Annotated in this window: 22 protein-coding genes; 10 read left to right on the plus strand and 12 right to left on the minus strand. The window is 70.6% G+C overall.

Translation table 11 applies throughout. The annotated features are described in order from the left end of the window. Positions 1 to 184: 184 nt before the first annotated feature. Complete coding sequence (locus tag WME90_RS44935) at positions 185 to 970, minus strand: PhzF family phenazine biosynthesis protein (protein ID WP_437283742.1); 786 nt, start codon at positions 968 to 970, stop codon at positions 185 to 187. 201 nt (positions 971 to 1171) lie between these two features. Next, positions 1172 to 1804 carry a hypothetical protein gene (locus WME90_RS44940; RefSeq protein WP_437278257.1) on the minus strand — a complete coding sequence of 211 codons (633 nt, stop codon included), beginning with the start codon at positions 1802 to 1804 and terminating at the stop codon, positions 1172 to 1174. A 286-nt stretch (positions 1805 to 2090) separates the two neighbouring features. On the opposite strand from WME90_RS44940, the gene WME90_RS44945 reads away from it, so the two are divergent. Together WME90_RS44945 and WME90_RS44950 are read left to right on the plus strand one after the other, a co-directional pair. Further along, on the plus strand, positions 2091 to 3434 hold the full coding sequence (locus tag WME90_RS44945; RefSeq protein ID WP_437278258.1) for a hypothetical protein: 1344 nt from the start codon (positions 2091 to 2093) through the stop codon (positions 3432 to 3434). A gap of 235 nt (positions 3435 to 3669) precedes the next feature. Continuing rightward, on the plus strand, positions 3670 to 4098 hold the full coding sequence (locus WME90_RS44950; protein ID WP_437278259.1) for a (deoxy)nucleoside triphosphate pyrophosphohydrolase: 429 nt from the start codon (positions 3670 to 3672) through the stop codon (positions 4096 to 4098). A gap of 103 nt (positions 4099 to 4201) precedes the next feature. Here the strand turns inward: WME90_RS44950 and WME90_RS44955 are convergent, their stop codons facing one another. From WME90_RS44955 to thiO, 6 genes are all read right to left on the minus strand, one after another. Further along, a complete protein-coding gene (locus tag WME90_RS44955; protein ID WP_437278260.1) occupies positions 4202 to 5305 on the minus strand; it encodes a cytochrome c biogenesis protein/redoxin in 1104 nt (367 codons plus the stop codon). Positions 5306 to 5326: 21 nt separating this feature from the next. Next, entirely contained in the window at positions 5327 to 6070 is a 744-nt protein-coding gene (locus WME90_RS44960) for a zf-HC2 domain-containing protein (RefSeq protein ID WP_437278261.1), read from the minus strand. Beyond that, complete coding sequence (locus WME90_RS44965; protein ID WP_437278262.1) at positions 6010 to 6594, minus strand: RNA polymerase sigma factor; 585 nt, start codon at positions 6592 to 6594, stop codon at positions 6010 to 6012. The genes WME90_RS44960 and WME90_RS44965 overlap by 61 nt, the downstream gene beginning before the upstream one ends. 220 nt (positions 6595 to 6814) lie before the next feature. Beyond that, complete coding sequence (locus WME90_RS44970; protein WP_437278263.1) at positions 6815 to 7114, minus strand: type II toxin-antitoxin system RelE/ParE family toxin; 300 nt, start codon at positions 7112 to 7114, stop codon at positions 6815 to 6817. Continuing rightward, positions 7111 to 7332, minus strand: coding sequence for an addiction module protein (locus tag WME90_RS44975; protein ID WP_437278264.1), 222 nt, complete (start codon positions 7330 to 7332; stop codon positions 7111 to 7113). The genes WME90_RS44970 and WME90_RS44975 overlap by 4 nt, the downstream gene beginning before the upstream one ends. A gap of 46 nt (positions 7333 to 7378) precedes the next feature. Continuing rightward, the gene (thiO, locus tag WME90_RS44980) at positions 7379 to 8488 is read right to left on the minus strand and encodes a glycine oxidase ThiO (RefSeq protein ID WP_437278265.1); all 1110 of its coding nucleotides are present in this window, start codon (positions 8486 to 8488) and stop codon (positions 7379 to 7381) included. Positions 8489 to 8932: 444 nt separating this feature from the next. Here thiO and WME90_RS44985 point away from each other — a divergent pair, with 444 nt between their 5' ends. Beyond that, positions 8933 to 9196 (plus strand): PIN domain-containing protein, encoded by a 264-nt coding sequence (locus WME90_RS44985; RefSeq protein ID WP_437278266.1) that lies wholly within the window; start codon positions 8933 to 8935, stop codon positions 9194 to 9196. Between the two features lie 114 nt (positions 9197 to 9310). Here WME90_RS44985 and WME90_RS44990 read toward each other — a convergent pair whose 3' ends face one another. The 4 genes from WME90_RS44990 to WME90_RS45005 all read right to left on the minus strand — a co-directional run bounded on the left by WME90_RS44990 (position 9311) and on the right by WME90_RS45005 (position 16928). Then, positions 9311 to 10171 (minus strand): hypothetical protein, encoded by an 861-nt coding sequence (locus WME90_RS44990; protein WP_437278267.1) that lies wholly within the window; start codon positions 10169 to 10171, stop codon positions 9311 to 9313. 40 nt (positions 10172 to 10211) lie between these two features. Further along, entirely contained in the window at positions 10212 to 10922 is a 711-nt protein-coding gene (locus tag WME90_RS44995; protein ID WP_437278268.1) for a hypothetical protein, read from the minus strand. A 313-nt stretch (positions 10923 to 11235) separates the two neighbouring features. After that, entirely contained in the window at positions 11236 to 12912 is a 1677-nt protein-coding gene (locus WME90_RS45000) for a hypothetical protein (RefSeq protein WP_437278269.1), read from the minus strand. 5 nt (positions 12913 to 12917) lie between these two features. Next, positions 12918 to 16928 carry an RHS repeat-associated core domain-containing protein gene (locus tag WME90_RS45005; RefSeq protein ID WP_437278270.1) on the minus strand — a complete coding sequence of 1337 codons (4011 nt, stop codon included), beginning with the start codon at positions 16926 to 16928 and terminating at the stop codon, positions 12918 to 12920. A 189-nt stretch (positions 16929 to 17117) separates the two neighbouring features. Between WME90_RS45005 and WME90_RS45010 the strand changes: the two genes are divergently transcribed. From WME90_RS45010 to WME90_RS45040, 7 genes are all read left to right on the plus strand, one after another. Next, positions 17118 to 17660 (plus strand): hypothetical protein, encoded by a 543-nt coding sequence (locus tag WME90_RS45010; protein ID WP_437278271.1) that lies wholly within the window; start codon positions 17118 to 17120, stop codon positions 17658 to 17660. A gap of 14 nt (positions 17661 to 17674) precedes the next feature. Further along, positions 17675 to 18253 carry a hypothetical protein gene (locus WME90_RS45015; RefSeq protein WP_437283743.1) on the plus strand — a complete coding sequence of 193 codons (579 nt, stop codon included), beginning with the start codon at positions 17675 to 17677 and terminating at the stop codon, positions 18251 to 18253. A gap of 185 nt (positions 18254 to 18438) precedes the next feature. Further along, entirely contained in the window at positions 18439 to 20091 is a 1653-nt protein-coding gene (gene ffh, locus WME90_RS45020) for a signal recognition particle protein (protein ID WP_437278272.1), read from the plus strand. A gap of 112 nt (positions 20092 to 20203) precedes the next feature. Continuing rightward, the gene (locus WME90_RS45025) at positions 20204 to 21166 is read left to right on the plus strand and encodes a carbohydrate-binding family 9-like protein (RefSeq protein WP_437278273.1); all 963 of its coding nucleotides are present in this window, start codon (positions 20204 to 20206) and stop codon (positions 21164 to 21166) included. 79 nt (positions 21167 to 21245) lie between these two features. Then, a complete protein-coding gene (locus WME90_RS45030) occupies positions 21246 to 22562 on the plus strand; it encodes a DUF3696 domain-containing protein (RefSeq protein WP_437278274.1) in 1317 nt (438 codons plus the stop codon). Beyond that, the gene (locus WME90_RS45035) at positions 22555 to 23082 is read left to right on the plus strand and encodes a hypothetical protein (RefSeq protein ID WP_437278275.1); all 528 of its coding nucleotides are present in this window, start codon (positions 22555 to 22557) and stop codon (positions 23080 to 23082) included. Before WME90_RS45030 ends, WME90_RS45035 begins: the two co-directional genes overlap by 8 nt. An 868-nt stretch (positions 23083 to 23950) precedes the next feature. Further along, a complete protein-coding gene (locus tag WME90_RS45040) occupies positions 23951 to 24715 on the plus strand; it encodes a hypothetical protein (RefSeq protein ID WP_437278276.1) in 765 nt (254 codons plus the stop codon). Positions 24716 to 24885 lie beyond the last annotated feature (170 nt).

A 24885-nucleotide genomic window follows, 5' to 3' on the forward strand; every position in this document is an offset into this window, starting at 1 on the left:
CGGCCTCCCCGCCGGGGGCTCGCTGCGATCACACGCGGGGCTCCGCGGTCAGCGAGGACGCCGCGGTGGTCGAGGTCATGGGGATGGAGCGGCGGCGAGCGCCGGCGACGACGTTCGGCTGGCCGCCTCGCGCTGACGCTGGAGCCGCGGGGCCGCCGCCGGCGGACGCGCGACCGCATGAGCTTCAGAACTCTATCTCGCCTTCCATGTAGAAGACGCAGGCACCCTCCATCTCGACGCGATCGCCGATCAGCCGGCACGTCATCTCTCCACCTCGCGGAGATGCCTGAAAGGCGCGAAACTCGCTCTTGCGCAGCCGTTTGGCCCAGTAGGGGGTGAGCATGCAGTGAGCGGCCCCGGTCACCGGATCTTCGGGAATGCCCTTGGCCGGGGCGAAGTAGCGGCTGACGAAATCATGATCGCCGCTGCTCGCGGCGGTCACGATGAGCCCGCTGCGATCGAGGCCGCGCACACGTGCCATGTCGGGCGCGACGTCCCGGACCGCGCGCTCGCTCTCGAGGACCGCCATATAGTTAAATGCATTGACATGCACCTCGAGGGGAACGAGCCCCAGCGCCTCTTCCAGACCGGGCGGAGGCGGCACGGCATCCGAAAATCGCGCGGGGAAGTTCATGAGGTAACCGGCGCTCGCCCTGGCAACGGTGAGCGGACCGCTCGCCGAGTGAAAGGTCACCCGGGTGCGCGCCGGCTCCAGGCGCTCCATGACGACGGCAGCGCTCGCCAGCGTGGCGTGACCACAGAGCGGCACCTCGACCATCGGCGTGAACCAGCGCAGCCGGTACTCGGCGTCCTCGCGCACGAGGAAGGCTGTCTCCGCGAGGTTGTTCTCCGCGGCGATGGCCTGCATGACCGGTTCCTCGGGGAAACTCTGCAGGACGACGACGGCCGCCGGATTCCCTGTGAATCGCCGCGTGGTGAATGAGTCAAGCTGAAAGATGGGTGCTCGCACGGTGTCTACCAGGTTGTCGACGTGCCCAGCGATGGTTCGAGTGTCCGAGCGGAGACGGCGTCCCTGGCTTGCACCAGACCGTAGCGTGAGGGCCGCCGTCCGGCGCTTGCCAGGTTGCCGCCTGATGCTCCCACCGGACAGCGCCTTTTGCAAGGTCATGGGTGCGCGTCGGGCGGGCCGAAGGCCCGGGCCCCCTCGCGATCACTGCGCAGCGGGCGGAGGGAGCTTGATGTCCGCAGCGGTGCACGACGTGCAGAAGGGGCCCTCGCCGTTGGGCTGGAGTTCACCGTAGGAGACGCTGCGCTCGAAGCTCACGAGCTCGCGTTGGGTGTCGGCGTCGATGACGCTGACCGAATAGACGTCCCCGTCCTCGAGCTCCGTGTCGACGTCCGGCGAGAAACCGATCGAGAGCTCCCACTGCGTGTTGGTCGGGTCGAAGTCGAAGAGCGAGAAGTTGAACCGCCCGCCGCCGACGTCGGCGCTCGCGCCGTTGGCAGCGTCCGACGAGCCCGGAAGAACACCCGGAACCGAGCTGAGCTTCGCTTCCCCGCAGCGCCCGTTCCAGCAGGCCCGGACCTCGATGTGCGCCGACGTATTCGTGGCGAGCCCGATTGGCCCCGAGATGGTGGCGCCGTCCTCGCACCCCATGTCGTCGCCGTTGCACAACGGACATCCTGCGATGAGCGCGGCGATCGCGAGGAGGGCCGTCCCGGTGGCGGCCGCGCGCAGCACCGCCCGGCCGCGCCAGCCGCCTCCCGCTCGGGTGTCCCCGCGCCGCGAGGAGGAAGGCTCGAACTTCCGGATCACTGCGGCCGAGGTGTCGGTTCGCTTCATGATTCCCTCGTTGACGCTGGCCAATGCGCCGTGGGTTGGACGGCCCTTCGATGTACGGTCAGCCCAGCCGGGCTGGCGATAAGCAGGTATCGAGAATCTCATTCACGCACGGGCTGATCAAGTTCGATCCACGCCTGCGGGGCGCCGCCGGACGGCCAAGCACGATTCCGGCAGCGGGGCGTGACGCGCAGGTCGTGCTGGCGCCGGTGCTCGCGGAGGCATCGCTGCCTCCGCTTCGGGGTATGCTGCCGCGGCCACGCGTCGTGGCTCGCGCGAAGGAAATCCCATGAGAGTCGGCGTCGCTGCCACCGTCCTTGTCTTCTCTTCCTTCCTCGCCGCCTGCTCCGACGGCGGCTCGTCGACCGGAGACGGCGGGACCGGCGGAACGGGCGAATCCGGCGGCGCTGCGGGGACGGGCGCCGCCGGCGCGACGGGGACGGGCGGCTCGGTAGGCGCGGGCGGCGCGGGTCCGGGCGAGCCGATCGATCTTTGCGCGGGCCTGGTGCAGGACAAGGAAGCGCACCCGATGACCGAGCTCGCCAAGCCGGCGCTCGGCGAGGTGGTTACGGACGCCGAGTTCGGCACCACGATCCGCCGGATCACGGCGGTCGCGCCGGGCGGCGGGAACGACCCGGTCATCAAGCCGATGTACTCGACCATCTCGGCGTGGAACGCCGACGAGTCGAGGCTCCTCCTCTTCTCGGTCGCGGCCGGCGAGCACCAGCTCTACGACGGCAAGACGTACCAGTTCATCGAGGCGCTCGACATCTCGCCGGCGGACATCGAGCAGGTCTACTGGCACACCTCCGATCCCGACGTCCTGTTCTACGTCGACGACAGGGACTTCATCCGTTACCACGTCGGCGCCGGGACGAAGGAGGTCGTGACGACGTTCGACTTCTGCTCGGGCGGCGCGAGCGCGGGCGGCGACCCGCTGTTCATGTCGTGGGATTCGAGCCGCATCGGCCTCACGTGCGACGATCAGGTGTTCATCTATGATATCGGCCAGAACGCGGTGCTCGGCAGGAAGGCGCTCGACGAGAACCCCGCCCAGGTCGCGCCGAGCGGGACGCTCGCGTTCCTGAGCGACAGCGGCGGGGTGACCGATCCGCGGCTGAACGTGGTGCGTACGCTGGACCTGCTGGAGCCGTACGGCCACGCGTCGCTGAGCATGGTGAACGGTCACGACACCTGGAACGGGGCTGTGTACGATCCCGGTCCCGGCGGCAATGACGACATCGGGCTCCTCGTGACATGGGATCTCGCGGAGGGGACCTCGAAGGTGGTCATCGGGCCGGAGACGGGGTGGCCTTATCCACCGACAGGGCACATCTCGGGGATGGCGTACAGGCAGCCGGGGCGGGTGTTCGTGTCGTCGATCGGCGACGCGTCGGGCAGAGGGGTGCTCGACATGGAGAATCTGATCGCCGACACGAGCACCGGCAAGGTCTGCCGGATCGGCCGCCACCGGAGCTGGGGCAAGGAGAACAGCCGCCTCGCCGAGCCGTACTGGGCCGAGCCGCACACCGTGCCCAGCCCGAGCGGCACGCGCGCCGTGTTCGGGAGCGACTGGGGCAACGGCGATACCGTCGACGCCTACGTGATCGAGCTGCCCAGCTACGAGCCGTGAGGGCTGGACGCGACCGGCCGCGCTGGCCTGCCGGAGGTGCTGCCGCTCGTGCCGGTGCTGCCGATCGCGCCCCGCTCCCGCCGCCACCGGAGCCCGGTCCCGCCGCCACCGGAGATCGAGTGCGAGGGTGAGAAATCCCAGCCGAGCGAGGCAATGAAGAATTGGGAGGGAAGTACAGCGTCGAGCGCGTCGTTCTCGCTTGTCTTGCGCGCCGCGACCGACATTCTACGCGCCCATGTCCGCCACGCCCGATCCCGCTCCTCCGCTCGTCCTCGTCGCCGCCGCCGTCATCATCGAGCGCGGCCGGGTCCTGCTCACGCAGCGCAAGGCGGGCGCGCACCTCGAGGGCGCGTGGGAGTTCCCCGGCGGCAAGGTCGAGGCCGACGAGGATCCGCGAGACGCCCTGATCCGCGAGCTGCGCGAGGAGATCGGCGTCGAGATCCGGGTCGGCGATATCGTCGACGTGACCTACCACCGCTATCCGAAGAGACCGGTGCTCCTCCTCTTCTACGCCGCCGCCCTCGCCGAGGGCTCGCCCGCGCCCGCCGCGCTCGATGTCGCCGCCGTGCGCTGGGCCGAGGCGGACGAGCTCCGGGACGAGCTCTTCCCGCCCGCCGATGTCGCGGTGCTCGCCAAGGTGCGCGCGTGGCTCGCGGCGACGTAGCCCATCGTGGAATGATGTCTTCCGCCTGAGAGCTGGTACACGACGCTCCGCGAAGCTCGGGTGGCCTCCGGGGATGACGGGAGCGAGCCCCCGCCGCCGTGGCTCACAAGGCAGGGGGGCACGCCTCGCCGCGGACGTCGCCGATGAGGCTCGCGAGCCGCTGGGCGGACTGCTCGCCGACGGCGCGCTCGACCTCCTGCCCGGCGGCGTCGACGCTGAGGAACGTCGGCACGAAGCGCACGCCGTAGCGGGAGGCGAGGGCCTGCCCGCGCGGATCGTCGACCTGGATGCGCAGGACGGTGCCGGCCTCCTTGGCGCAGCGCGCCTCGAGATCCTTCACGAGCGGCGCCATGCGCTCGCACACCGCGCAGTGCGCGCTCTCGAACTCGAGCAGCCGAGGCATCCCCTCGGGCAGCGCGACGTCGCCGTGCGCCACGGCGCCCTCCGGGGCCGCGCACGCGCCGGCGGGGCCGCTCTCGCAGGGCGCGCCCGCCTCCACGGCCGCCGCGGGCGCCGGCGAGAGGGCGTCCAGCTGGCCGGCAGCGACCGCGATCCCGGCGGCCATGAGCAGCGCCCCCGTCAGGCGCTGGAGGGCTGGCGTGGCCGGCACCAGGCGGCGCGCGAGCTCGACGGCCGCCGGCCCGACGAAGGCCGCGGCGACGAGCGGCGCGGCGAGGCCCGCGGCGTACGCGCCGAGCTGGATCGCGCCGGTGAGCGGGCTCGCGCCCGCGCTGGCCGCGTAGGTCAACGCGGCGCCGAGCACCGGGCCGACGCACGGCGTCCACCCTGCCGCGAAGGCGATCCCGAAGAGCATGCCCCCCCAGAAGCCGCCCGTGCCCGGGAGGCGGGAGAGGAGCGGGCGCGCCTCGCGCTCCAGCCACGGGAGGCGCAGCACGCCCAGGAGCTTCGCGCCGAAGAGCGCCAGGATCGCGCCGGACACGACGGTGAACGCGCGCCGATGGGGCGCGAGGACCGCGGCGATCGCCGAGGCGCCGGCGCCGAGCGCGACGAGCACGAGCGCGAGGCCGATCGCGAAGCCGACGCCGGCGAGGCGCACGCCGCGCTTGGCCGCCGCGCGGTCCGGGCCGCCGAGCGCCCCGGCGCCGCCGAGGGCCGACAGATAGATGGGGAGCATCGGGAGCACGCAGGGCGACGCGAACGTCAGGAGCCCCGCGCCGAAGAGCGTCAGCAATGAACCGATCGTCATGGGTCCTCGCGATGGGGGCGATCAGCGCCCGGAGAGCGCCGGCGCGAGCGCCGCTGCGTCCACTTCTGCGACCGCCAGCACCGGCTGCTCCACGCTCCTCGCGCAGATCGCGTTGCCGAGCGGCCCCTGGGTGCACCCCACGCCGCGCCCCGCGAGCGCGCGCGCCGCCGTCGCGGCCCCGGAGCCGGGCGGCGGCACGAACACCGTGAGCGGCTTGTCCCCGCTCGCGTACATGAGCGCCGCCGTGCGCGTGTCGCCGATCTGGCAGAGCCGCGCCCCCAGCAGCCGAGCGCCGGACACCGCCGGGACGGTCACCGCGTAGCCGAGCTTCCCCTCGAGCCACCCGGCGACGGCGCCCGGATCGGAGGACTCGAAGTCGCACGGGCGCTCGCGCGCGAAGCCGCGCACGTGGTGGCTCACGAGCTCGTCGGCCATCGCCGCGCTCACGCCCCGGCTCGGGCTGCCGACGAGCAGCGCGGCGGCCGCCGCGGCCGCGCCGAGGGCAGCCGTGATCGCCCAGGGGCCGCGGCGCCGCGCGCGCGCGTTCCGCGCGGCGGCCTCCGCCCGATCGCGCAGGCGCTCCGGGACCTCCCCGTCCGCCTTCGCGACGAGCGCGCGCCGCACGCTGCCGAGGAGCTCCGCGGCGCGCCGGCAGGGCCCGCAGCCGGCCACGTGCGCCTCGATCCGCGCCGCGTCTCCGGGCGTCACCTCGTCGTCGTGCCACGCCGAAATGTTCTCGAACCACTCGCGGTTGCACCCTGCCATGACGTCTCCTCGCGCCGTTCGGAGAGGCCCTCGACGAGCGCGAGCCGCGCCCTCGAGAGCCGTGATCGCACCGTGCCCACCGGGCACGCCTGGAGATCCGCGATCTCCTCGTAGGAAAGCTCCTCGACCTCCCGCAGGAGCAGCGCCTCGCGCCACTCCGGAGGCAAGCGCGCGAGCGCGCGCTCGACCTCGTCCGCGAAGCCGCGCTCGAGCAGCTCCGCCTCCAGATCTCCCTGCGGCTCCGGCACCGACTCGGCGCCGCGGCCCCCCTCGATCACCTCGAGCCGCTGCCGCGCGCCGCGCGTCGCGTTGAGCAGCACCGATCGCTCGATGCGGAGCAGCCACGCGCGCATGCGACCCTCGTCGCGCAGGTCGGCGTGCCGCTCGATCGCGCGCACGACCGTCGCCTGCGCCAGATCCTCGGCGTCCTGCTCCGAGCGCGTCAGGCGCCGCGCCGCGCGCAGGAGGCACGGGAGCTCGGCGAGGAGCCGATCGACGAACGAGGTGTGGGGAGACGTGGGCATGGGCTGGACCGGGAGCAGGAGGGCTGGGCGCCGCCTCGTTCCCCTGACACTCTCAAGACACGGCGAGCCCCGCGAAAAGTTCCTGCTCGGGCGACGAGGTACAGCGCGGCGCCCGCCATCTCCCTCCGCCGGTGCTCGTAGCGCAGCCCTGGCCGGTGTGCTGTCGCGGACGCGTGATCGGCTCCAACGGCGTGTCGAGCAGGTACGTCCCTCCCGTTCACTATTTGAGTCGGCTTCGCCAATATCCGGGCTTCCGACTCGTGTGGCCGAACGCCAGCACGAGGACGTGTTCGTCCCGGATAACGAAGTAGGCCACGTACGGGAACCGTGTGAACAGGAATCGGCGGACCTTCTTGCTGCCCGGAACGAGAGGCCATGTGGTCGGGCTTGCCGCGATTGCGTTCAGTACGCGATCGGCCTCGGCCAGCAGATCGTCACCGAGCCCCTCTCGCTCCTGCTCATACCAGTCCGCTGCAGCGGTAAGCTCGGCATCGGCCTCGCCGATGACCACGACCCTCATTTGCGGTTCGTGCGGAGACGCTTGGCGAGCCGCTCCCGAACAGCGTCCCAGGGCTCCACCGTCGTTGTGCCGCGGTCGACGTCCTGCAGGCGTCGCTCCACCTCGGCGAGCCAGGCAGCCTCAACGTCCTCGTCCGCGGGTCCGTCGAGGCTCGCGATCAAGCGCTTCGCGACGTCTGCTCGCTCCTCCGGGGGAAGTTGCAGGGCCTCGGCAAGCACGGCACTCCTGGACGACATGGCTGGATCGTAGCAGGATCTTGGCCGCTCAGCCGGCGATGCCGGGCCGCCTGGCCGAGAAGGGCGACAGATCGAGCGGCGGCTCCTCTCCGGCGATCAGCGCTGCCACGATCTTCGCGGTCACGGGGGCGAGCAGGACGCCGTTGCGGAAGTGCCCTGTCGCGAAGATGAGGTTCGCGATCTCCCCCTGGCCGAGGATCGGCAGCGCGTCCTTCGGGTGGGGCCGGAGGCCGGCCCACGTCCTGCCGATCGGCACGTCGCCGAGCGCGGGCACGAGCCGGAGCGCCGCGGTCAGCAGGTCGCGCACGGCGCGCGACGTCACCGCGGTGACGTAGCCGGCGAACTCCACGGTCGCGCCGACGAGCACGCGCCCGTCGTCGCGCGGCGACAGGTAGCACCCGGGGCCGTAGACGACCTGCGAGAGCACCGGCGACGCCGGCGTGAGCTCGACGATCTGCCCGCGGACCGGGCGCACCGCCGAGGGCGCGAGGCCCGACGCGTCGAGCAGGGACGACCAGCTCCCGGCGGCGATCACCGTCCAGCGCGCCTCGACCTTCGTCCCGTCCTCGAGCTGCGCGCCGCGCGCGTGTTCCCGCTCGACCACGATGCGCCGGACGGTCGCCCCGGTGCTGAACTGCACGCCCGCGCGCTCCGCCGCGATGCGCAGCGCGCGCATGAGCGACGGCGGATCGATGCGCGCCTCGTCGGCGAGCCACACGCCGCCGGCGACCTCGTCGCAGAGCGCCGGCGCGTGCGCGCGCGCCCCGTCGCCGTCGCAGATCTCCACGGCGAGGCCGGCCTCGCGCTGCCACGCGATCTCGCCCGCGATCTCCTCGCGACCTTCGGCGGTGAACGCCACGCGGAGGGCGCCGCTCTGCCGGTACCCGACGTCGATCCCCGTCGCCTCGACGAGCGACGCGGCGAGCTCCGCGTACAGGGCGCGGCTCGCGAGGCAGAGCCGCGCGAGCGGGCCGTCGCTCGCGGCCTCGAGCTGGGGGCCGATGATCCCCGCCGCCGCCCAGGAAGCGCCCTCGCCCTGGTTGCGTTCGAGGACGCGGACAGACAGCCCGCGCCGAGCCAGGGCCAGCGCCGAGGCGCACCCGGCCACACCGCCGCCGATCACCACCACGTCGCTCATCGGCGCGTGCATAGCACGCCGGGCGGCGCGGGCAGCCACACAACCTGGAGCGCGTCGCCACGACGACCGCGGCGCACCGCGACATGAGATCGGGGCTGCTTCGCGGGATCTGTCGACGCAGGGGAGAGGGGTGCTCGACCGTGGGGCCGAGTCGGGGCGTGCGCCTTCCGGAGCATCCGCGCTGCGGAGGCTCGGCAGGGGTAGGGGGAAGCGCTGCCGGGTGCCGGCAGGGGGAAGGGGAAGCGCTGCCGACACCCGGCAGGGGTAGGGGGAAGCGCTGCCGGGTACCGGCAGGGGGAAGAGGAAGCGCTGCCGACACCCGGCAGGGGTAGGGAGAAGCGCTGCGGAGACCCGGCAGGGGTAGGGGGAAGCTCTGCCGGGTGCCGGCAGGGATAGGGGGAAGCGCTGCGGAGACCCGGCAGGGGTAGGAGGAAGCTCTGCCGGGTGCCGGCAACGGTAGGGGAACCCGATACGTGGTTCGACCGCATCCTCGTCTCGTTTGGTGGGCGAATCTTGCCAGTCACTCAGGAGATCGCAGAAACCTGGCGTCGCCTGTCCGTACCCGACAGATTACCGACCGCCGATGGCCTCCTCGCAGCCACGGCCATTGTGCAGAACCTCATCCTGGTCACCCGCAACACCCGCGACGTTGTGCGTATGGGCGTGAAGCTCCTCAATCCTTTCGACGAAGCCGCTTCAGCGCCTTAAGAACATACTCACGCCCTGTTAAAGGCGTCAGGGGGCGGGAGGATCTTCGAGACAACAGGCCATCGACGCCTCCGACTTCGCCGGCGTCGGCGTGACGTGAGCGCGCGACGAGCGCTACTCCGATGCCCCTCCGCCGGTCTCCTTGGCTGCCGTTGCTGGTTCGGGTGCCTCGGCCGCGGCCTCGGGTTCCGCGGCCTCCGGCGCCTTGGCGGCAGGCTCCGGAACCACGGCCTCCGGTGTCTTCGCCGCAGCCTCCAGCGCCTTCGCAGCAGGTTCCGACACCGCGGCCTCCGGTGTCTTCGCCGCGCCCTCCGTCGCCTGGGCGGCAGGCTCCGGCACCGTGGCCTCCGGCGCCTCGACGGCGTCCAGTGCCGCGGCCTCCGGCGCCTTGGCAGCAGCCTTCGGCGCCTTTGCGGCCTTGGGTGCCGCGGCCTCCGGCGCATTCGCCGCGGCCTCCGGTGTCTTCGCCGCGCCCTCCGCCGCCTTCGCCGGGGCTGCCTTCGCCTTCTTCTCCTTCGCGGCCTTCGCCTCGAGCGCGCCCGCCGCGATCGGCTCGCGCTTGCCTTGGCCGACCGCGCGCGGATCACCGTACGGGAACGCCGCGCTGCCGCTCGCGTCGATGGGCTTGCGCGCGGCCTCCGGATCCGTCGCCGGGCTCGGCGGCGGCGCGATCGGCCGCGGCGTGCGCAGCCGGTTGCCTGGGCCGGCCTGCGTCCACACCTGCACGTCGCCGAGCACGCGCGTCCTGTTCGCCATCCGCCGCTGGCCGCGCGCGCCGAGCAGCTTCTCCAGGAGCGTCGGGGGCGACGTCGCGCCAGGCTCTCCCTTCACCCAGCACGTGTAATCGCCGACGCCGGTGCCCCGGAACGCCTCGCGGCAGACAGCTATCCCGAGCTCGGCCGCGATGTCGCTGAGGAGACGACCCGGCGCGGTCTCGACCATCCTGTGCTCGTTGACGAACGTGACCTTGGGCATCGGTGGACGGGGAGCGTCCTGCTCCCCTGCCGCGAGCGCGTCAAGAACCGCGGCGCGCGTCCCTCGCGTCCCGCACTCGGTGGAGCACCCGCGCGATCCCGAACAGGTTCCAGCCGGCGAACCCCAGGAACAGGGCGACGAGCGCGACCGCCCAGCGCGACGCGCGCGGCGAGCTGCCGTCGATGAGCAGCCAGGCATCGTCCGTGACGGCCGCCCCCGACTGCTCCTCCACCTCGGCGGCCAGCCGCGCGTGCCGGACGCCCGCCTCCTTGAACGGCACGAGCCGCCCCGCGAACGTGCTCGGCGGGACGAAGCGCGGGCCCTCGAAGCCCTCCGGCACCCGGATCTCCACCCACAACCCCGGGTTGCCGGCCACCGGCGCCAGCCGGAACGAGTCGCCCTCCGCGGCCCGCCCGTACCGGATCGCGCCGCGCGTCCCGAGCAGGCCCACGGCCCGCACGTAGCGGTTCGCGAGGTCCGCCTGCGGGCGCAGCGACGCGAGCTCTCCCACGTCCGTCGGCTGGCCCGGCGACAGCGCGTAGCGCGCTTCGCCGAGGAGCGCGACCGCCATCCACAGCGCGGCGATCGCGGTCGCCGCCATCAGCGCCACCGTGACCGTGCGCTCCTGCTTGGGCGGCGACGGCAGCGCGAGCAGCTCCGGATCGGGCCCCGCCACGTCGAGGCCATCGCCGCCCGGGCCGCGCGGGCCGGGCGTCATGGATTCCAGGGTCGAGGTCGGATCGGTGGGCACGCTTCGACGAGTATATAGCCGGAGCGCCGGCCGCGGTGCACCGCCGTCTCGCCGGTCCTCGCCGGCCTCGACCTTGCCGCCGGAGAGCTCCCAGGCGCCTCGATGCGCGCGCCCGCCTTGCGCTGGGTGAGCAGGACGCGGCCGCGCTCGATGAGGACGGCCGCGGCGACGCGGGCGAGGGGAGGAGCGGGCTCGGGCGTGGCGGCCATGGGCGCGCAGGATGCCGGTCGCGGCGCGCAGGACACGGGCGAAGGGCCGCTCAAGGCTGCGCCTCGGCGCCGACGGATTGGCACCCACGGAAAGAGCCACTATTTCAGAACATTTCCCGCACACTCATCCCCGCAGCGCGGAGCGCGGAGAGGCGCGCTCGCCCCCCCGGGAGGTCTCTCCGCACGGAAACACCGACGCTCGGATCTATTTCGCGCGCGATCTTGACCGCATCAACGACCGCCTGCGGCGTACGCGCTACCAGCGTCGTCTTGGCCGTGTTGGAAGCAAAGGCGAGATGCTGCCAAACCCAGAGCTGGTCGCTACGAAACACGCGTGACACCGCGTCCGAAGCCTCCTCCAGAGGTGAGAGCGACAGTCGTCCAACGAGCTCCTCTGACATATCTGCATCAATCGTCGTAGGGGCCGACTCCTCAATCGATCCGTACATCTCCCATTCGGCGGCCATTTTCTCGAGGAACGAGCGACCGTCCGTCGCTTCCGCGCTGAGCTCGTCGAGCAGACCCACGAGCCGATACACGACGCCGTGATCATCGACGAATAGCTGATCGTCAAAATTGTCCATGGCCCCTGCCAAGATGAGATGACGTTCCCCGAAGCGCGCCGTTGGCCATACATCTGGGGCGAGCTGGCCCGACTTGATTCGCCACGCAGGCTCGTCCTTCACAGAGGCGGACAAGCACTGCCATATCCCCAAAGACATCTCCATGCGACGGAGATGGATGTTCTCCCAGGCGATCCCACCAAATTTCTCCTCGAACTCGAACCACGCATCATGAAATGGCAGATCCCGTCGCTCGAGTTCGGTGGCCAACGCATCGAATCCGCCTGCGAGCGTCGGGTCGCGAAACAGGCCATGTATATCACAATGACGAACGACTCGGTTTGAAACGAGTTTTTCAAGATATCTGGAGGCCGCGGCGTAACGCGTGACTTCTGTGCGGTCGCGGTGGAATACCTTCTTCTCGACGACGCGCCCCTTGCGACCGGTTGCCTCGAACGTGAGTCGTGCGGAGGGGTCGCTCCCGATCAGTCGTTCACCATTCATGTTGTATTGCGCCTTGCTCTCGAGCGGAGCCGTCCACTCGACGTCGTCCGAGTCTATGCGCTCAACCGGAGAGTCCGATTCTATGTAAACGAAAATGCTCGATGAAGACAGGGCTCGAAGAACTCGACTCATCGATTCGAACGATCCAAAGTACGCTCTGTTGCCATTGAGCGATTTTGTCACGATCAGGGCGTCTTCGTCCGCCCAAACCTCAACAGAGCCGTCGCTGGCTTCCCGTATTGATCTTAGATTCGATCGTTTTAGCGTCATGTCTGGACAGTGTCCAACGAGGACCGCTCGCATGGGCAGCCACTCGCGCCCCTCGATCATTGCGAGTCGCTCGATCACAGAGTGGGCCTCACGACCAATAAAGTACCCCCGATGATCTTCGACCGAACCCGAGGGTGACACATAGAGCCCGCCGCGCGGTGAGCAGGCAAACAGCGTCGCGCGCGAGCCGTCAACGGCGCTCCGATTGTATAGCGGTGCATTGCCCTCGCGAAGACACTCGGCAGCTCCGAAGACATAGGGTCCAATGACTGGAGAGCCGCGACGTCCACCGGCCTCGAACAGCGATTTCTCGATCTCCCAATGCTTCTTCGATAGCGGCCCATGCTCGCGCTCGACTCTCTGCAAGGCATCGGGTGACCATGGCCTGAAGCTGCTCTGGGGTCCTGATAGATACTTCAGCATGCGCGACGAGTAGATGTGCATGGCTCTCACCTCTGGGGACGGCGCTTCCATCCAGTTTCGCCGTGACTCCAGGTGCCGAGCTGGCGAACGCCATAGTCACTCGTGCTGGCGAGATGATTTGACGACTGGTGGTGGAAATAGAGAGGCGCAGGATCGGTCGTCGGCCCGACTGGTCCCCTCCGCCTCTTCCCCTGGTAGCCTGGGGCGATCACGCCGTTCGGCGGCATCTGGCCGGCGAGCGCCCAGAGACGAGGGATCGTTTGAGAGCAGTTCGGACAAGATGCCCGCGGCAAGTCGACCTCCGCAGACGCAATGCCTCCGCGGGGGTTGATTTCTCCGAGTGCAGCCTTGAGGTTATCTCGCCATCTCGGATCTTCTGGTCGGCAAGTCTTCGGCGCGTTGCGGGATTCCCAGTCGTCAAGATGCCTGGACAACGCCCATGGTTCCGCGCAGCCCGACGAGGGCGTTCGCGATGCCGGACCTCGAGCGTTGGACGGAGGCAAGGCAGCCTGAACGGCTGGATGAAGCTGGTCAGGTGTCCTTCTGTTTCCGGTCAGTGGATCGTTGAATCCGCTAACGTCCTCCACGGCTGAGCCATCCCTACGTGTGATGGTACATCGCATCAAACCATCGATGTCGGCGAAGTCGATGGGCCATCCGTCGGTGTACGCATATGCCATCAAACTCCCCTCCAACCGGATGGGCTCCGGGCTCAGGTACTGCCCCGTCTCCGGATCATAGTACCGGTACCGGTTGTAGTAGAGCCCCGTCTCCTCGTCGGCGTACTGCCCCGGAAACCGCACGGGCGTCAGCCCGGCCTGCTCCCTGTCGACCTTGCCGAACAGCGATGCCTCGAGCTCGCCGAGGAGCCGTCCGTCGCCGCCCACCAGCGCCGCAGGCATCCCGTTCGGCGCCTCGACGTAGTACCGCACCTCGTCGCTGTCGCCCCGCCGCACCCGGTCCGCGAGCGGCGTCACGCCCTCCGGCAGCACCGCATACGTCCGCTCTTCCACCACCGGCTCCCCGCCCGCTTCCGGGAACAGCTCGCGGAGCTCGTACACCAGCGCGTCCCCGCTCCAGGTATACCGCGTCACGCTCTCCACCACCCGGTCGCGCCCCCGCTCGACCCGCTTCTCCAGCCGCCGCGCGAACGGGTCGTAGGCGAAGCGCACCACCCGCCCGTCCGGCAACCGCACCGCCTGGAGCAGATCGTCGTCGCCCCACTCGAAGCGAGCGACGCGCCCGTCCGGCAGCCGCTTGCTCGTCATCCGCCCGCGCTCGTCATACGCGAGCTCCGCGCCTCCCCGCCTCCTGAGCTGCCCGCCTGGCGCATACTCCCGCGGCGCGGCGCTCTCGTGGAGCTCCCCGCCAGGCCCGTGGCGATATCCCTCGATCAGCTCCCGACGCGCTCCGTTCACCCGCTGCCGCCCCACCACCCGCCCCTGCGCGTCGCGCAGGTACTCCACATACGCCGCGTCCGCTTCGCCGCTGCCCACCGCGCCGAGCAGCCCGGCCGCCGACCACTCGTAGCTTTGCGCGAACGTCACCTCATGCTGCAGCGGCCCCACCCACGCCGGCTCGCCCGGTCGCACCGCAGGAGTCGCCCTGGGGCCCATCACCTGGACCCCGGACGGGAGTCCATCCGGCGTCACCCCCTCCGATATACGCCCTCCCGCGGCCAGCAAGCGGTCGACCAGGTGGCCCGCTGGATCGTACGTCATCCGCAACTTCATCGCCTGCGCGCCGACGTCTCCGACCGCCACCGCCACCGGTCGCCCCACCACGTCGCGCGCGATCTCCATCCGACCGAACGGCCCGCTCGTGCGCACCGCCTTGCCCAGCGCGTCGTGCGCCGTCTCCACCACCGTCCGCCGCTCGCCCTGCGTCACGGTCTCCCGCACCACCCTCCCGCGCGCGTCGTGGGTGTACTCGCACGCCACCTCTCCGCTCGTCACGTGCTCGATCCGGCCGAGCAGGTCATAACCGATGCTCTCCGTCCGCCCATCCGTGAAGCTCCGGCTCACGAGCCGGCCGTACGGGTCGTAGGCGAACTCGATCTGACCCACGCCGTCCCGGATCTGCGTGATCCGCCCCATCACATCGTGACGGTAGTGGATCCGCCGCCCGTCGAACGTCCGCTCCTCGTCGATCCGCCCCTCGCCGCGCCGCCCGTACCGGTGCTCCTCGCCGGATTCGTTCACCACCCGCACGAGGTCCTGCTCCCGGTCGTAGAAGTACCGCACGGCGCTCCCGTCCGGCCTCACCACCTCGGTCACCGCCCCGATGCCGCCCCACCGCAGCGTCGTCACCCGCCCATCGGCGTCCGCGATCTCCGACAGGTTCCCGTCGACATCATAACCGTACCAGTCGGTCGCGCCGCTCGGCCGCCGCACACGGAGCAGCCTTCCGCAGGGGTCGTATCCATACGACGTCTCCAGCCCGCGCTCGTCGACGAAGCTCGTCACCCGTCCCAGGAAATCATAACGAATCTGCCGCCGCGCGCCGTCCGGCTCGATCACCTCCACACGATTGCCGAGCGCGTCGTAGGCCATCCGCGTCACAGCGCCGTTCGGCAACGTCGCCTCGACGAGCAAGCCGCGCTCGTCGTAGCGGAAGCGGACCACCGGTCCGAGGTCGTCGTCGACCGCGACCACATCACCTTGCGCGTTCCGCTCGTAGCGCGCGAACCCGCCGAGGGCATCGCGCACCTCTTTGACGAAGCCGCGCTCGTCGTACTCGTACGCGGCCCTCGCTCCCATCGGATCCGTGGCGACGCGCAGCCTGCCCAGCTCGTCTCGCTCCCAGCTCCACGAGTGCCCCAGCGCGTCCCGATACGCCAGCACGTTGCCCGCGGCATCGAACGTGTAGGAGTGCAGGCCGCCGTACCACGCGACCTTGTCCGCCTTGTCCAGGTGGTTGCCTTCAATCCGCCGGATCGCGCGCGAGGTGATCACCTCGACGAAGTGCTCGCAGTCCTCGATCTTGACGTGACAGAACCCCTTCGCCCTCGTCGCCCGGTCATCCAGCGTGTCCGGCACGTCAGGATCGAGCGCGTCGTTGCCCTCGCGATGGCACCACGCCTCCACGCAGCGGCCATTGTCGCCATAGCGGAACTCCGCCACCAATCCCCCAGGCTCGCGGCGCCGGAGCATGCGGTGCTCTTCGTCGTACTCGTACCGCTCCTCGTGGCCCGCCGCGTCGCGCGCCGCCAACAGATCGCCGCGGTCATCATAACGGTACGTCCGAAAAGCTCGCCATTCGCCTCCCGCCGACTCGTCCTTCACCTCGAACGCAGCGATCATTCCATCCGAGCGCCGACGCACCCGCACCATCCGCCCCACCGCGTCGGTCGCATGAGACAGGCGCCCTCGCTCGTACGAGAGCCGTATCTCGTTGTCGTACCGGTCCACGATGCGCGACAGCAGCCACCTGCTCTCCTCCCTCTCGCCGAAGACGAGCAGCACGCCGCCCGCCTCCAGCGTGTAGCCGCCCTCGTGACGCCTCAGCACGCCACAGGGCATCGGGACGGGATGGCCCGGCTCGGGGATCTCCGCCTCGGTCGGCGCCGCGTGGGGCTCCAGGACACGCAGCGTCCACCGCCGCTCCTCGATCGCCCACGCCAGCGAGTGGCTCCACCCGAACCCGAGCCCCAGATCCACGTCGCTCGTCTCCGACGAGTAGCTCCGCTCGATCCGGAGCGGCAAGATCATCCCGCCGAGCGCCAGATCTACGGCCTTCGCGGTGTAGACCCGCCCCGTCACCGGATCGACCGGATCCCCGGCCGACGTGCCGCCCCCGCGCCCGTGCGACGGATTCGGGCACCCGCCGCCGCTCCCCGGCCCGCACGCGCCTGCGTTCTTGCCGCCGCCTCGCGGCCCCTTGCCGCCGCTCTTGCCGCCCGCCCCCTGGTCGCCGCCGCGGCCCCGCCCTCCGCGGCCGCGGCCGCCGCCCCCTCCGCCCCCGCCACCCAGGATGAATGTGCCCGGGTTCATGCCGGGAATGGCGGGAATGTTCGGGACCGGGGCCGTGCGTGCCATGGGCCTGCATGGTCGCTAGGCGCCGCGCGCACCGTCAAGCGGCCCACCGTCCTCACGGGGCTGCCCCTGAGCTCGCCGCGCGCTCGCACGGCCGCGGTGCAGGGAGCCGCCCCGCTCGCACGACCGCGGTGCAGGGGGGACCGCGCCGCGCGCTTGCCCGCACGCGGCGCCTTGCCTAGCCTAGCCGCGATGCCCTCGAAGAACGACAGCTCCATCGTGTGCCCGTCGTGCGGCGCGAACAACGCCTCCGTGACGGCGAGCGGGCGCTGCATCGCGTGCGGCGCCAGGATGGGCTCGCTCGCGCCTTTCCGCGACTCCGAGCTCGACCGCAACCGCCGCTACCAGCAGGAGGGCTTCTCGATCCTCTGGTGCCTCATCGCCCTCGTCCTGCAGAGCGTGCTCACCGCGGCCCTCGTCGGCGGCCTCCCCATGATCGTGCAGCAGCTCGATTTCGAGGGGTCGAACGGGATGATCGTCGCCATCCCCGTCTGGTTCATCGGCGGCGTCCTCCTCGGCATGATCTCACCCGGCAAGACCTTCCTCGAGCCGGTCGTCGCCTCGTTCCTCGTCGCGATCCCGACCGTCTTCTACCTCCTGCACAGCCAGACCGTCCGGACGATGCCGCTGTTCATGTACGTGATCATGGCGCTCATCGGCGTGCTCTTCACGCTGATCGGCTCCTACCTCGGCGAGCGCATCCAGATGGGTCCGCCCGCGAAGCCGGCCGACTGAGGGCGCCCAGCGTGATGACGAGGCCCGGCAGGACGGGCAGCGCAGGGACGGCGGCGAGGGCGGCAGGCGCAGCAGGGACGGCGAGCGCAGCAGGGGCAGCGAGCGCAGCAGGGGCGGCAGGAACGGCGAACGCAGCAGAAACGGCCGCGCGGCGAACCGCCGCGGCGAAGCGGATCGCCGCGGCGCTCGCTGCCGTCGCCGTGGTCCAGGCGGCGCCCGGGTGCGGCCAGTCGGCCGAGCAGAAGGAGGCGGACGCGCTCCTGCACGCCATCGACGTCCTCCGCGACGCCCCGAGCGAGCCGCGCGCCGCGCGCGAGGCGCTGCTCGCGGAGCTCGAGCGGATGCCCGCGTCGACGCCGCCCGCCGCGAGCGCCAAGGACACGTGCGCGCGGGCCTACCGCCTGCTGCTCGACGCGACGGCCGCCGAGGCGCGCGTCCGCGCCCTGCTCGAGGCGCCCGACGGGGCCGCCGGACCCGGCGCGCTGGCCGATCTCGCCGCGGCGGACGCCAAGGTCAAGGAGAGCGCCGAGGTCATGCCGAGGTGCGCCGACGCGCTCGCGATCCTCCGCCGCTCGGGCCGGCGCGGGATGTGACGGCCCGCGTCGGGCGCGTCCGCATCGGCGGCGTCCCGCCGGCGGCGCCCGCGTCGGCCCCCGGTGCGCCCGCGCTGCGCCCCCGCCGGGAGGGGCGCCGGCCGCGCCCGCGGCGTGCGTCGCTCGCCGCTGGAAAGGGCAAGGGGATCCGCGCTCGCGGTCCCCTGTGCTAAGACCGCCCTGCCATGTTCGACACGCTGACACGGGGCTTTCGTCAGGCCAGAAACCGCCTCGCCGGGCTCACGGAGCTCACCGCGAGCAACATCGACGTCGCGCTCCGCGAGGTAAGGCTCAGCCTGCTCGAGGCGGACGTCGAGATCGGGGTGGTCAAGGCGTTCCTCGCCCGGGTCAAGGAGGCCGCGGTCGGCCGCACCCTCGAGACGCGCGTGAAGCACGCCGGCGAGGTCCACCAGGTCTCGGCGAGCGACCACTTCATCAAGATCTGCCACGACGAGCTCGAGGCGATGATGACCCACGAGGGCGACGAGATCGCCTGGGCCGACGGCGGGCCCACGGGCATCATGATGGTCGGCCTCCAGGGCTCCGGTAAGACGACGAGCTGTGCGAAGCTCTCGCGCTACCTCGAGAAGCAGGGGAAAAAGCCGCTGCTCGTCGCGGCCGACATGCAGCGCCCCGCCGCCGTCGAGCAGCTCAAGGTCCTCGGCGAGTCGCTCAAGATCCCCGTGTTCAACGTGCCGGGCGAGTCGCCGGTCGCCATCTGCGCCGCGGCGCGGGGCGAGGCGAAGCGGCTCGGCCGCGACGTCATCATCTACGACACCGCCGGCCGCCTCGCGATCGACGAGCCGCTCATGCAGGAGCTCGCGCAGATCAAGGACGCGACGAAGCCGGAGAACATCTTCCTCGTTGTCGACGCGATGATCGGCCAGGACGCCGTGAAGACGGCGCGCGGCTTCAACGAGCGGCTGTCGATCGGCGGCGTCGTGCTGACGAAGCTCGACGGCGACGCCCGCGGCGGCGCGGCGCTCAGCATCAAGGAGGTGACGGGCGCGCCGGTGCTCTTCACCGGCATCGGCGAGACGACGGACAAGTTCGAGCCGTTCCGCGCCGACGGCATGGCGAGCCGCATCCTCGGCATGGGCGACGTCGTCGGCCTCATGCAGGACTTCGAGGAGGTCGTCGACCAGAAGAAGGCCGAGAAGGACGCCGCGCGGATGCTCCAGGGCGACTTCACGCTCGAGGACTTCCTCGATCAGGTGCGGATGATCCAGAAGATGGGGTCGCTGAAGGACCTCGTCGACAAGCTGCCCCTCGGCGGCATGTTCCCGGGCGGCCTGCCGCAGGACGTGAACCTCGACGACCGCGAGCTCGTCCGCATCGAGGCGATCATCCAGTCGATGACCCGCTTCGAGAAGAGCGACCCGTACGCGCTGGTCCGCGAGCCGAAGCGGGTGGAGCGCATCGCGAAGGGCTCGGGCTCGAAGCCCGAGGCGGTGAGCGAGCTCGTCCAGAAGTTCCTCTTCATGCGCCAGATGATGAGCGGCCTCGGCCAGAACATGGGCCTCCTGGGCAAGATCCCCGGCATGAAGCAGATGAACATGGCCAAGAACCTGCGCGAGATGCAGAAGCAGATGATGGCCGGCGGCGGCCTGCCCGGGATGGGGATGCCCGGGATGGGGATGCCGGGCATGGGAGGCTTCCCAGGCATGGGCTTTCCGGGGATGCCCGGGATGGGGATGCCGGGCATGGGCGGCTTCCCGGGCGCCGGCGCGGGCGGCCCGAACATGACGAAGATGAAGACGCTTAGCGCCTCCGAGCGCAACGCCAAGAAGGCGCAGCGCAAGCGCGAGCGCGACGCCCGCAAGAAGGGGCGGAAGTAGCGGCCGTCGCGTGCTCGGGCCCTGCTGCCGGCGGCGCGCTGTCGGCGGTGCGCAAGGCGCGCACGGTCCTCACGGCGCACACGCTCGCCTGCTGGCGCTCGCGCTGGTCGCCGTGGCCTTCGCCGCCGCGTGCTCCCGGGGCGGCGGCGGCGAGCAGGAAGCCGCGCCGTCCGGGGCGACGGGTCGCGCGCCCGCGCCGGCGAGCAGCGGCGCCGGCCAGAGCGGGAGAAGACCGCCTGCCGTCGTGAAAGAGCTCTCGGTGCGCAAGCTCGCGCCCGGCGCGGTGATCGCCGTCGACGGCCGCCTCGACGAGCCGGCGTGGCAGGCGGCGGCGACGACAGGCCCGTTCGTCAACGTGGGCACGGGCCGCGAGGATCCGTCGCTGCCGACGCAGGGCGAGGCGCGGCTGCTCTGGGACGACGGGTTCCTCTACGTCGGATTCGACGTCGGCGACAGGACGATCACCGGCGGGTTCCCCGAGGGCGCGCGGGATCCGCACCTCTGGGAGCGGGACACCGTCGAGGTGATGATCGACCCTGACGGCGACGGGGACAACAAGGACTATTACGAGATCCAGATAAGCCCTCAGAACCTCGTCTTCGACTCGCAGTTCGACGACTACAACGCTCCAAGGGGCGGCCCCGGCGGGCCTTTCGGTCACGAGGAGTGGAGCGCGGGGCTCGCGAGCGCGGTCGCGCTGAGAGGGACGATCGACGACGGCTCGGACGAGGACCGGGGGTACGTGGTCGAGGCGAAGATCCCGTGGAGCTCGTTCACGAAGGCGAAGGCCGCGCCGCCGGCGCCGGGGGACGCGTGGCGGATGAACTTCTACGCCATGCAGAACAACGGCGGGGCGGCGTGGTCGCCCATCCTGGGGGAGGGGAACTTCCACAGGGCGCGGCGGTTCGGGCGGGTGCGCTTCGTCGGGGCCGGGGGCGAGACGGGCGGCGCGGGCGCGCCCGCGACGGCGCCGCCCGGCGCGCCGAGCGCCGCGGGCGCCAAGCCAGGCGCCGCGGCGCCCTCCGTGTCGGCCGGTCCGAAGCCGGGCTACCGGGCCGATCCGCCGGACCGCTGAGCTGCGCGTCCGGCGTTTCGAGCAACAGACCAGGGAACCCCATTGCGGCGCGAGCCCTCCGTGGAAAGGGAGACAGAGGATGTTCACGAAGCTCGGACTCCGGGATTTCAAGTCCTGGCGTGGCGCACATGCGTTCGACCTCAGGCCGCTCACGCTGGTGCTCGGCGTCAACTCGGCCGGCAAGACGAGCCTGCTCCAGCCGCTCTTGCTCCTGAAGCAAACCATCGAGTCGCCCGACCGGCTCCTGGCGCTCAACCTGGGTGGACATCCCGGTGAGATGCTGGACCTCGGCAGGCTCTCCGACGTCGTCTCGGGGGGCGATGTGCGCGCCGGGCTCGGCTTCCGCCTGACGTTCGGCCCCGTGAGCATCGGAAAGGGGGCCGCGCCGCGCGTGCTCGACTCCGTGGACTACGAGGTGGAGTACGGCGCCGCCGAGGATGAGAATCCCTACGTGGAGCGGCTCTCGTACGCCACCGGCGAGGGCGCCTACGCCGTCGCGCGCCAGCGAGACGGCGCCTACGCGCTCTCCGCCCCGGGTGGCCCGTTGCCCGACGACCGGCGGGCCCGGCGCACCTACGAGCCCGAGCGCTCCGTCGGCTTTTCGGCCGACGCGGTCGCCGCGCTCGGCGCCGCGGGGCCCGACGCGCAGGATCTCGCGCTCGCGCTGACGCGGGAGCTCCAGCGGCTCGCCTACCTCGGGCCCCACCGGAGCGTGCCCACGCGCCACTACGCCTGGACGGGGCGCTCGATCGGACAGCTCGGATCGAGCGGCGAGCACGCGATCCCGGCGCTGATCGCGAGCCTCGTCGGCCGCCACGCCGACGGGTCCGAGCGGGGCCGCCTCGTCGAGCAGGTCTCCGCAGGGCTCGCGCGGCTCGGGGTCGCGGACAGGATGGAGATCGAGCGCCAGGCGACGACGTTCTTCCAGGTCATGATCACCTTCCAGGGCCACCGGACCAACCTGCTCGACGTCGGGTTCGGGGTCTCCCAGGTCCTGCCCGTGGTCACCGCGGCGTACTTCGCGCCCGAGGGCTCGACGGTCATCATGTCGGAGCCCGAGCTCCACCTGCACCCGCTGGCGCAATCGGCGCTCGGCGATCTGCTCGTCGAGGCCGTGCGGGAGCGCAGGGTGCAGCTCCTCGTGGAGACGCACTCGGAGCACCTCTTCCGGCGGATCCAGACGCTGATGGCCGAGGAGCGCATCACGCCGGACGAGTGCGCCATGTACTTTGCGCGGTGCAATGAGGGGGAGTCGGTGCTGGAGCCGCTCGAGGTGAACGAGTACGGTCGGGTCGCGAACTGGCCCGACAAGTTCTTCGGTGACACGGTGGGCGAGGTCGAGCGGCAGATGGAGCGGATGCTCGACCGCATGGAGAAGGACGAGCAACGTGGCTGATCATGTCGTCGACACCAACGTGCTCATCGTCGCGAGCGCCGCCGACCCCGCCTCGCCGTTCAAGGACACGCACGTCCCCACGAGCGAGCGGAGGGTCGTCTTCGCGTGGCTCAAGGAGTTTCGAGCCGACGGCGGGCGCCGCCTGATCATGGACAGGGCCCGCGGCATCCTGCGCGAGTACAGGAGGAAGCTGACGGCCCAGGACTACGGCATCGTCGTGGCGATGGAGAAGCTCCGGACGGCGGCGTTCGTCTCCGTGAAGTACGACGGCGAGTACGCCGTCGTGCCCGAGGCGCTCGCTCGCTTCGACAACTCCGACAAGAAGCTCGTGGCGGCGCACCTCGCGCACCGAGCGGACGGCGGTCAGAGCACCATCGTGAACGCGTGCGACACCGACTGGCACGAGCACGAAGAGGCGCTCTCGGCAGAAGGGGTCATCGTGGAGCAGCTCCTCCCAACGTGGTGCCAGAGGGAGTTCTGGCGCAAGAACCCCGAGAAGATGCCTCCCGGCGCTCGATGATGCGCTCGTGGTGGCGCCGGGGCACCGTGACCTCGGCGTTCTCCACCCGGACCGTGACGTCGCTCACGTCGATGTCGTCACGGTCCGAGAGCACCTCGCAGATGTCCTCCTGGATGCGCGCGTCCGAGCGCTTGTAGCCCCTGATCACCGGGACGACTGTCGCTGCTGGCGAAGCGACGGTCGCCGGGAGAGCGGCCCATGGGGTCGCGGTGCGACGTGGGCTCGTACGAGGCAAGCTCAAGGTGGGCGTGCTTCCTGAAAGCGAAACGCTACATCAACAGCATTTGTGAGGTCCGCGGCTTCCTGAAAGCGAAACGCGACATCAACAGCACTTGAGAGGTCCGCGGCTTCCTGAAAGCGAAACGCGACATCAACAGCACTTGAGAGGTCCGCGGCTTCCTGAAAGCGAAACGCTATATCAACAACGTGCCCGCGCAATGAAGGGGCCGCCTTCTCCACAGCTGCGGGGCGGTCCTCCTCAACGAAGCACGCTACAAGCGGTTGTTGATCCAGAAGGCCTCGTCCGCTCCGCTCTCATGAGAAATCGAGGCCGTGTCCAGAATTCATCGGTGCATCGAGCTGGCTGCCTTCCATCCATCTCCGCACGCCTCTCGTCAGCATGCCCGGAAATGCAGTGCGCACCACCGTCCGCGCGTGATGCTGCACATTTCGCGCGGCGGTGTGGCGTCGCCGTGCAATGACACGACGCCCGCTGGCGGTAGCCTCCATGCGAGAGCGCGATCGAGCTATTGCGTCGACGCGAAAGATCATCGAGAGTCGCGAGATGCAATTGCATGCCTCGGATCGTGACCCACCCCGACAGGCCGGGATCGATCGTCCGTAGGCAGGCTGGATGGAGGTTCATGCGATGACACGGTTCTTCACTCTTGTTGGAGCGATCCTTTTGGTGGCCTGCGGCGATGCGGGGGAGGGCGCCGGCGCGGAGAACGGGACGGGCTCGGCGGGCGGCGACGAGACGAGCTCGAGCGGCGAGGGACCGACCACGTCGGCCACCACGACGAACACGACGGGCACGGGAAACGAGGACCCGACGAGCGGCTCAGGCGACGCGACCGGTTCAGGCGACGCGACCGGCTCTGGCGGCTCTGGCGGCTCGGGCGGTTCGGGCGTCACGAGCGGCGCGGGCGGTTCGGGCGTCACGAGCGGCGCGGGCGGCGACGATCCGTTCGCGCAGCCTCCGGTGTGCACCAGCGACCAGCACTGGACGAAGGGCGATGAGGAATCGCCGCACATGCATCCAGGCATGGCGTGCCGGACCTGCCACTCGATGAAGGAGCCGCGGGTCGCGACGCGCCTGCCGATCGTCGGCACCGTCTACCCGACCGGGCACGAGCCCGATAACTGCCTCGGCGTCGACGGGGACGCCGAGAAGGTGTTCGTCGAGATCACGACCGCGGACGCGCGGGTGATCAAGCTGCCGGTCAACTCGTCGGGCAACTTCCTCTTCGACACGTTCCAAGATCGCACTCCCGTCAAGTTCCCGATCACCGCACGGGTGGTGAAGGGCGACAAGGAGCGCAAGATGCTCACCGCGCAGATGAGCGGCGATTGCAACAGCTGCCACTCCCAGAACGGCGCCGAGGCCGCGCCGGGACGGATCGTCGCGCCCTGACGCTTGCTCGACGGCCTCCTCAAGTCGCGCAAGCACGCGTGCAGTCGTCGCGGACGGCCTGTTGTCAAAGGAGGCCTTTCGGCTGGTGCGAGGTTTGCTCTGATGCGGTGACGGCGACGGCGACGGCGACGGCGACGCTCGATTGCCCCGTGTACGGCATCGAGATGTCG

Source organism: Sorangium sp. So ce375 (assembly GCF_051473855.1).
Classification (GTDB): domain Bacteria; phylum Myxococcota_A; class Polyangia; order Polyangiales; family Polyangiaceae; genus Sorangium.

What these genes read in the sequence shown, in the direction of transcription:
- WME90_RS44940 (WP_437278257.1), bottom strand. Translation starts at nt 1,804, where the DNA reads ATGAAGCGAACCGACACCTCGGCCGCAGTGATCCGGAAGTTCGAGCCT.
- WME90_RS44945 (WP_437278258.1), top strand. Translation starts at nt 2,091, where the DNA reads ATGAGAGTCGGCGTCGCTGCCACCGTCCTTGTCTTCTCTTCCTTCCTC.
- WME90_RS44950 (WP_437278259.1), top strand. Translation starts at nt 3,670, where the DNA reads ATGTCCGCCACGCCCGATCCCGCTCCTCCGCTCGTCCTCGTCGCCGCC.
- WME90_RS44955 (WP_437278260.1), bottom strand. Translation starts at nt 5,305, where the DNA reads ATGACGATCGGTTCATTGCTGACGCTCTTCGGCGCGGGGCTCCTGACG.
- WME90_RS44960 (WP_437278261.1), bottom strand. Translation starts at nt 6,070, where the DNA reads ATGGCAGGGTGCAACCGCGAGTGGTTCGAGAACATTTCGGCGTGGCAC.
- WME90_RS44965 (WP_437278262.1), bottom strand. Translation starts at nt 6,594, where the DNA reads ATGCCCACGTCTCCCCACACCTCGTTCGTCGATCGGCTCCTCGCCGAG.
- WME90_RS44970 (WP_437278263.1), bottom strand. Translation starts at nt 7,114, where the DNA reads ATGAGGGTCGTGGTCATCGGCGAGGCCGATGCCGAGCTTACCGCTGCA.
- thiO (WP_437278265.1), bottom strand. Translation starts at nt 8,488, where the DNA reads ATGAGCGACGTGGTGGTGATCGGCGGCGGTGTGGCCGGGTGCGCCTCG.
- WME90_RS44990 (WP_437278267.1), bottom strand. Translation starts at nt 10,171, where the DNA reads ATGCCCAAGGTCACGTTCGTCAACGAGCACAGGATGGTCGAGACCGCG.
- WME90_RS45000 (WP_437278269.1), bottom strand. Translation starts at nt 12,912, where the DNA reads ATGCACATCTACTCGTCGCGCATGCTGAAGTATCTATCAGGACCCCAG.
- WME90_RS45005 (WP_437278270.1), bottom strand. Translation starts at nt 16,928, where the DNA reads ATGGCACGCACGGCCCCGGTCCCGAACATTCCCGCCATTCCCGGCATG.
- WME90_RS45010 (WP_437278271.1), top strand. Translation starts at nt 17,118, where the DNA reads ATGCCCTCGAAGAACGACAGCTCCATCGTGTGCCCGTCGTGCGGCGCG.
- WME90_RS45015 (WP_437283743.1), top strand. Translation starts at nt 17,675, where the DNA reads ATGACGAGGCCCGGCAGGACGGGCAGCGCAGGGACGGCGGCGAGGGCG.
- ffh (WP_437278272.1), top strand. Translation starts at nt 18,439, where the DNA reads ATGTTCGACACGCTGACACGGGGCTTTCGTCAGGCCAGAAACCGCCTC.
- WME90_RS45030 (WP_437278274.1), top strand. Translation starts at nt 21,246, where the DNA reads ATGTTCACGAAGCTCGGACTCCGGGATTTCAAGTCCTGGCGTGGCGCA.
- WME90_RS45040 (WP_437278276.1), top strand. Translation starts at nt 23,951, where the DNA reads ATGACACGGTTCTTCACTCTTGTTGGAGCGATCCTTTTGGTGGCCTGC.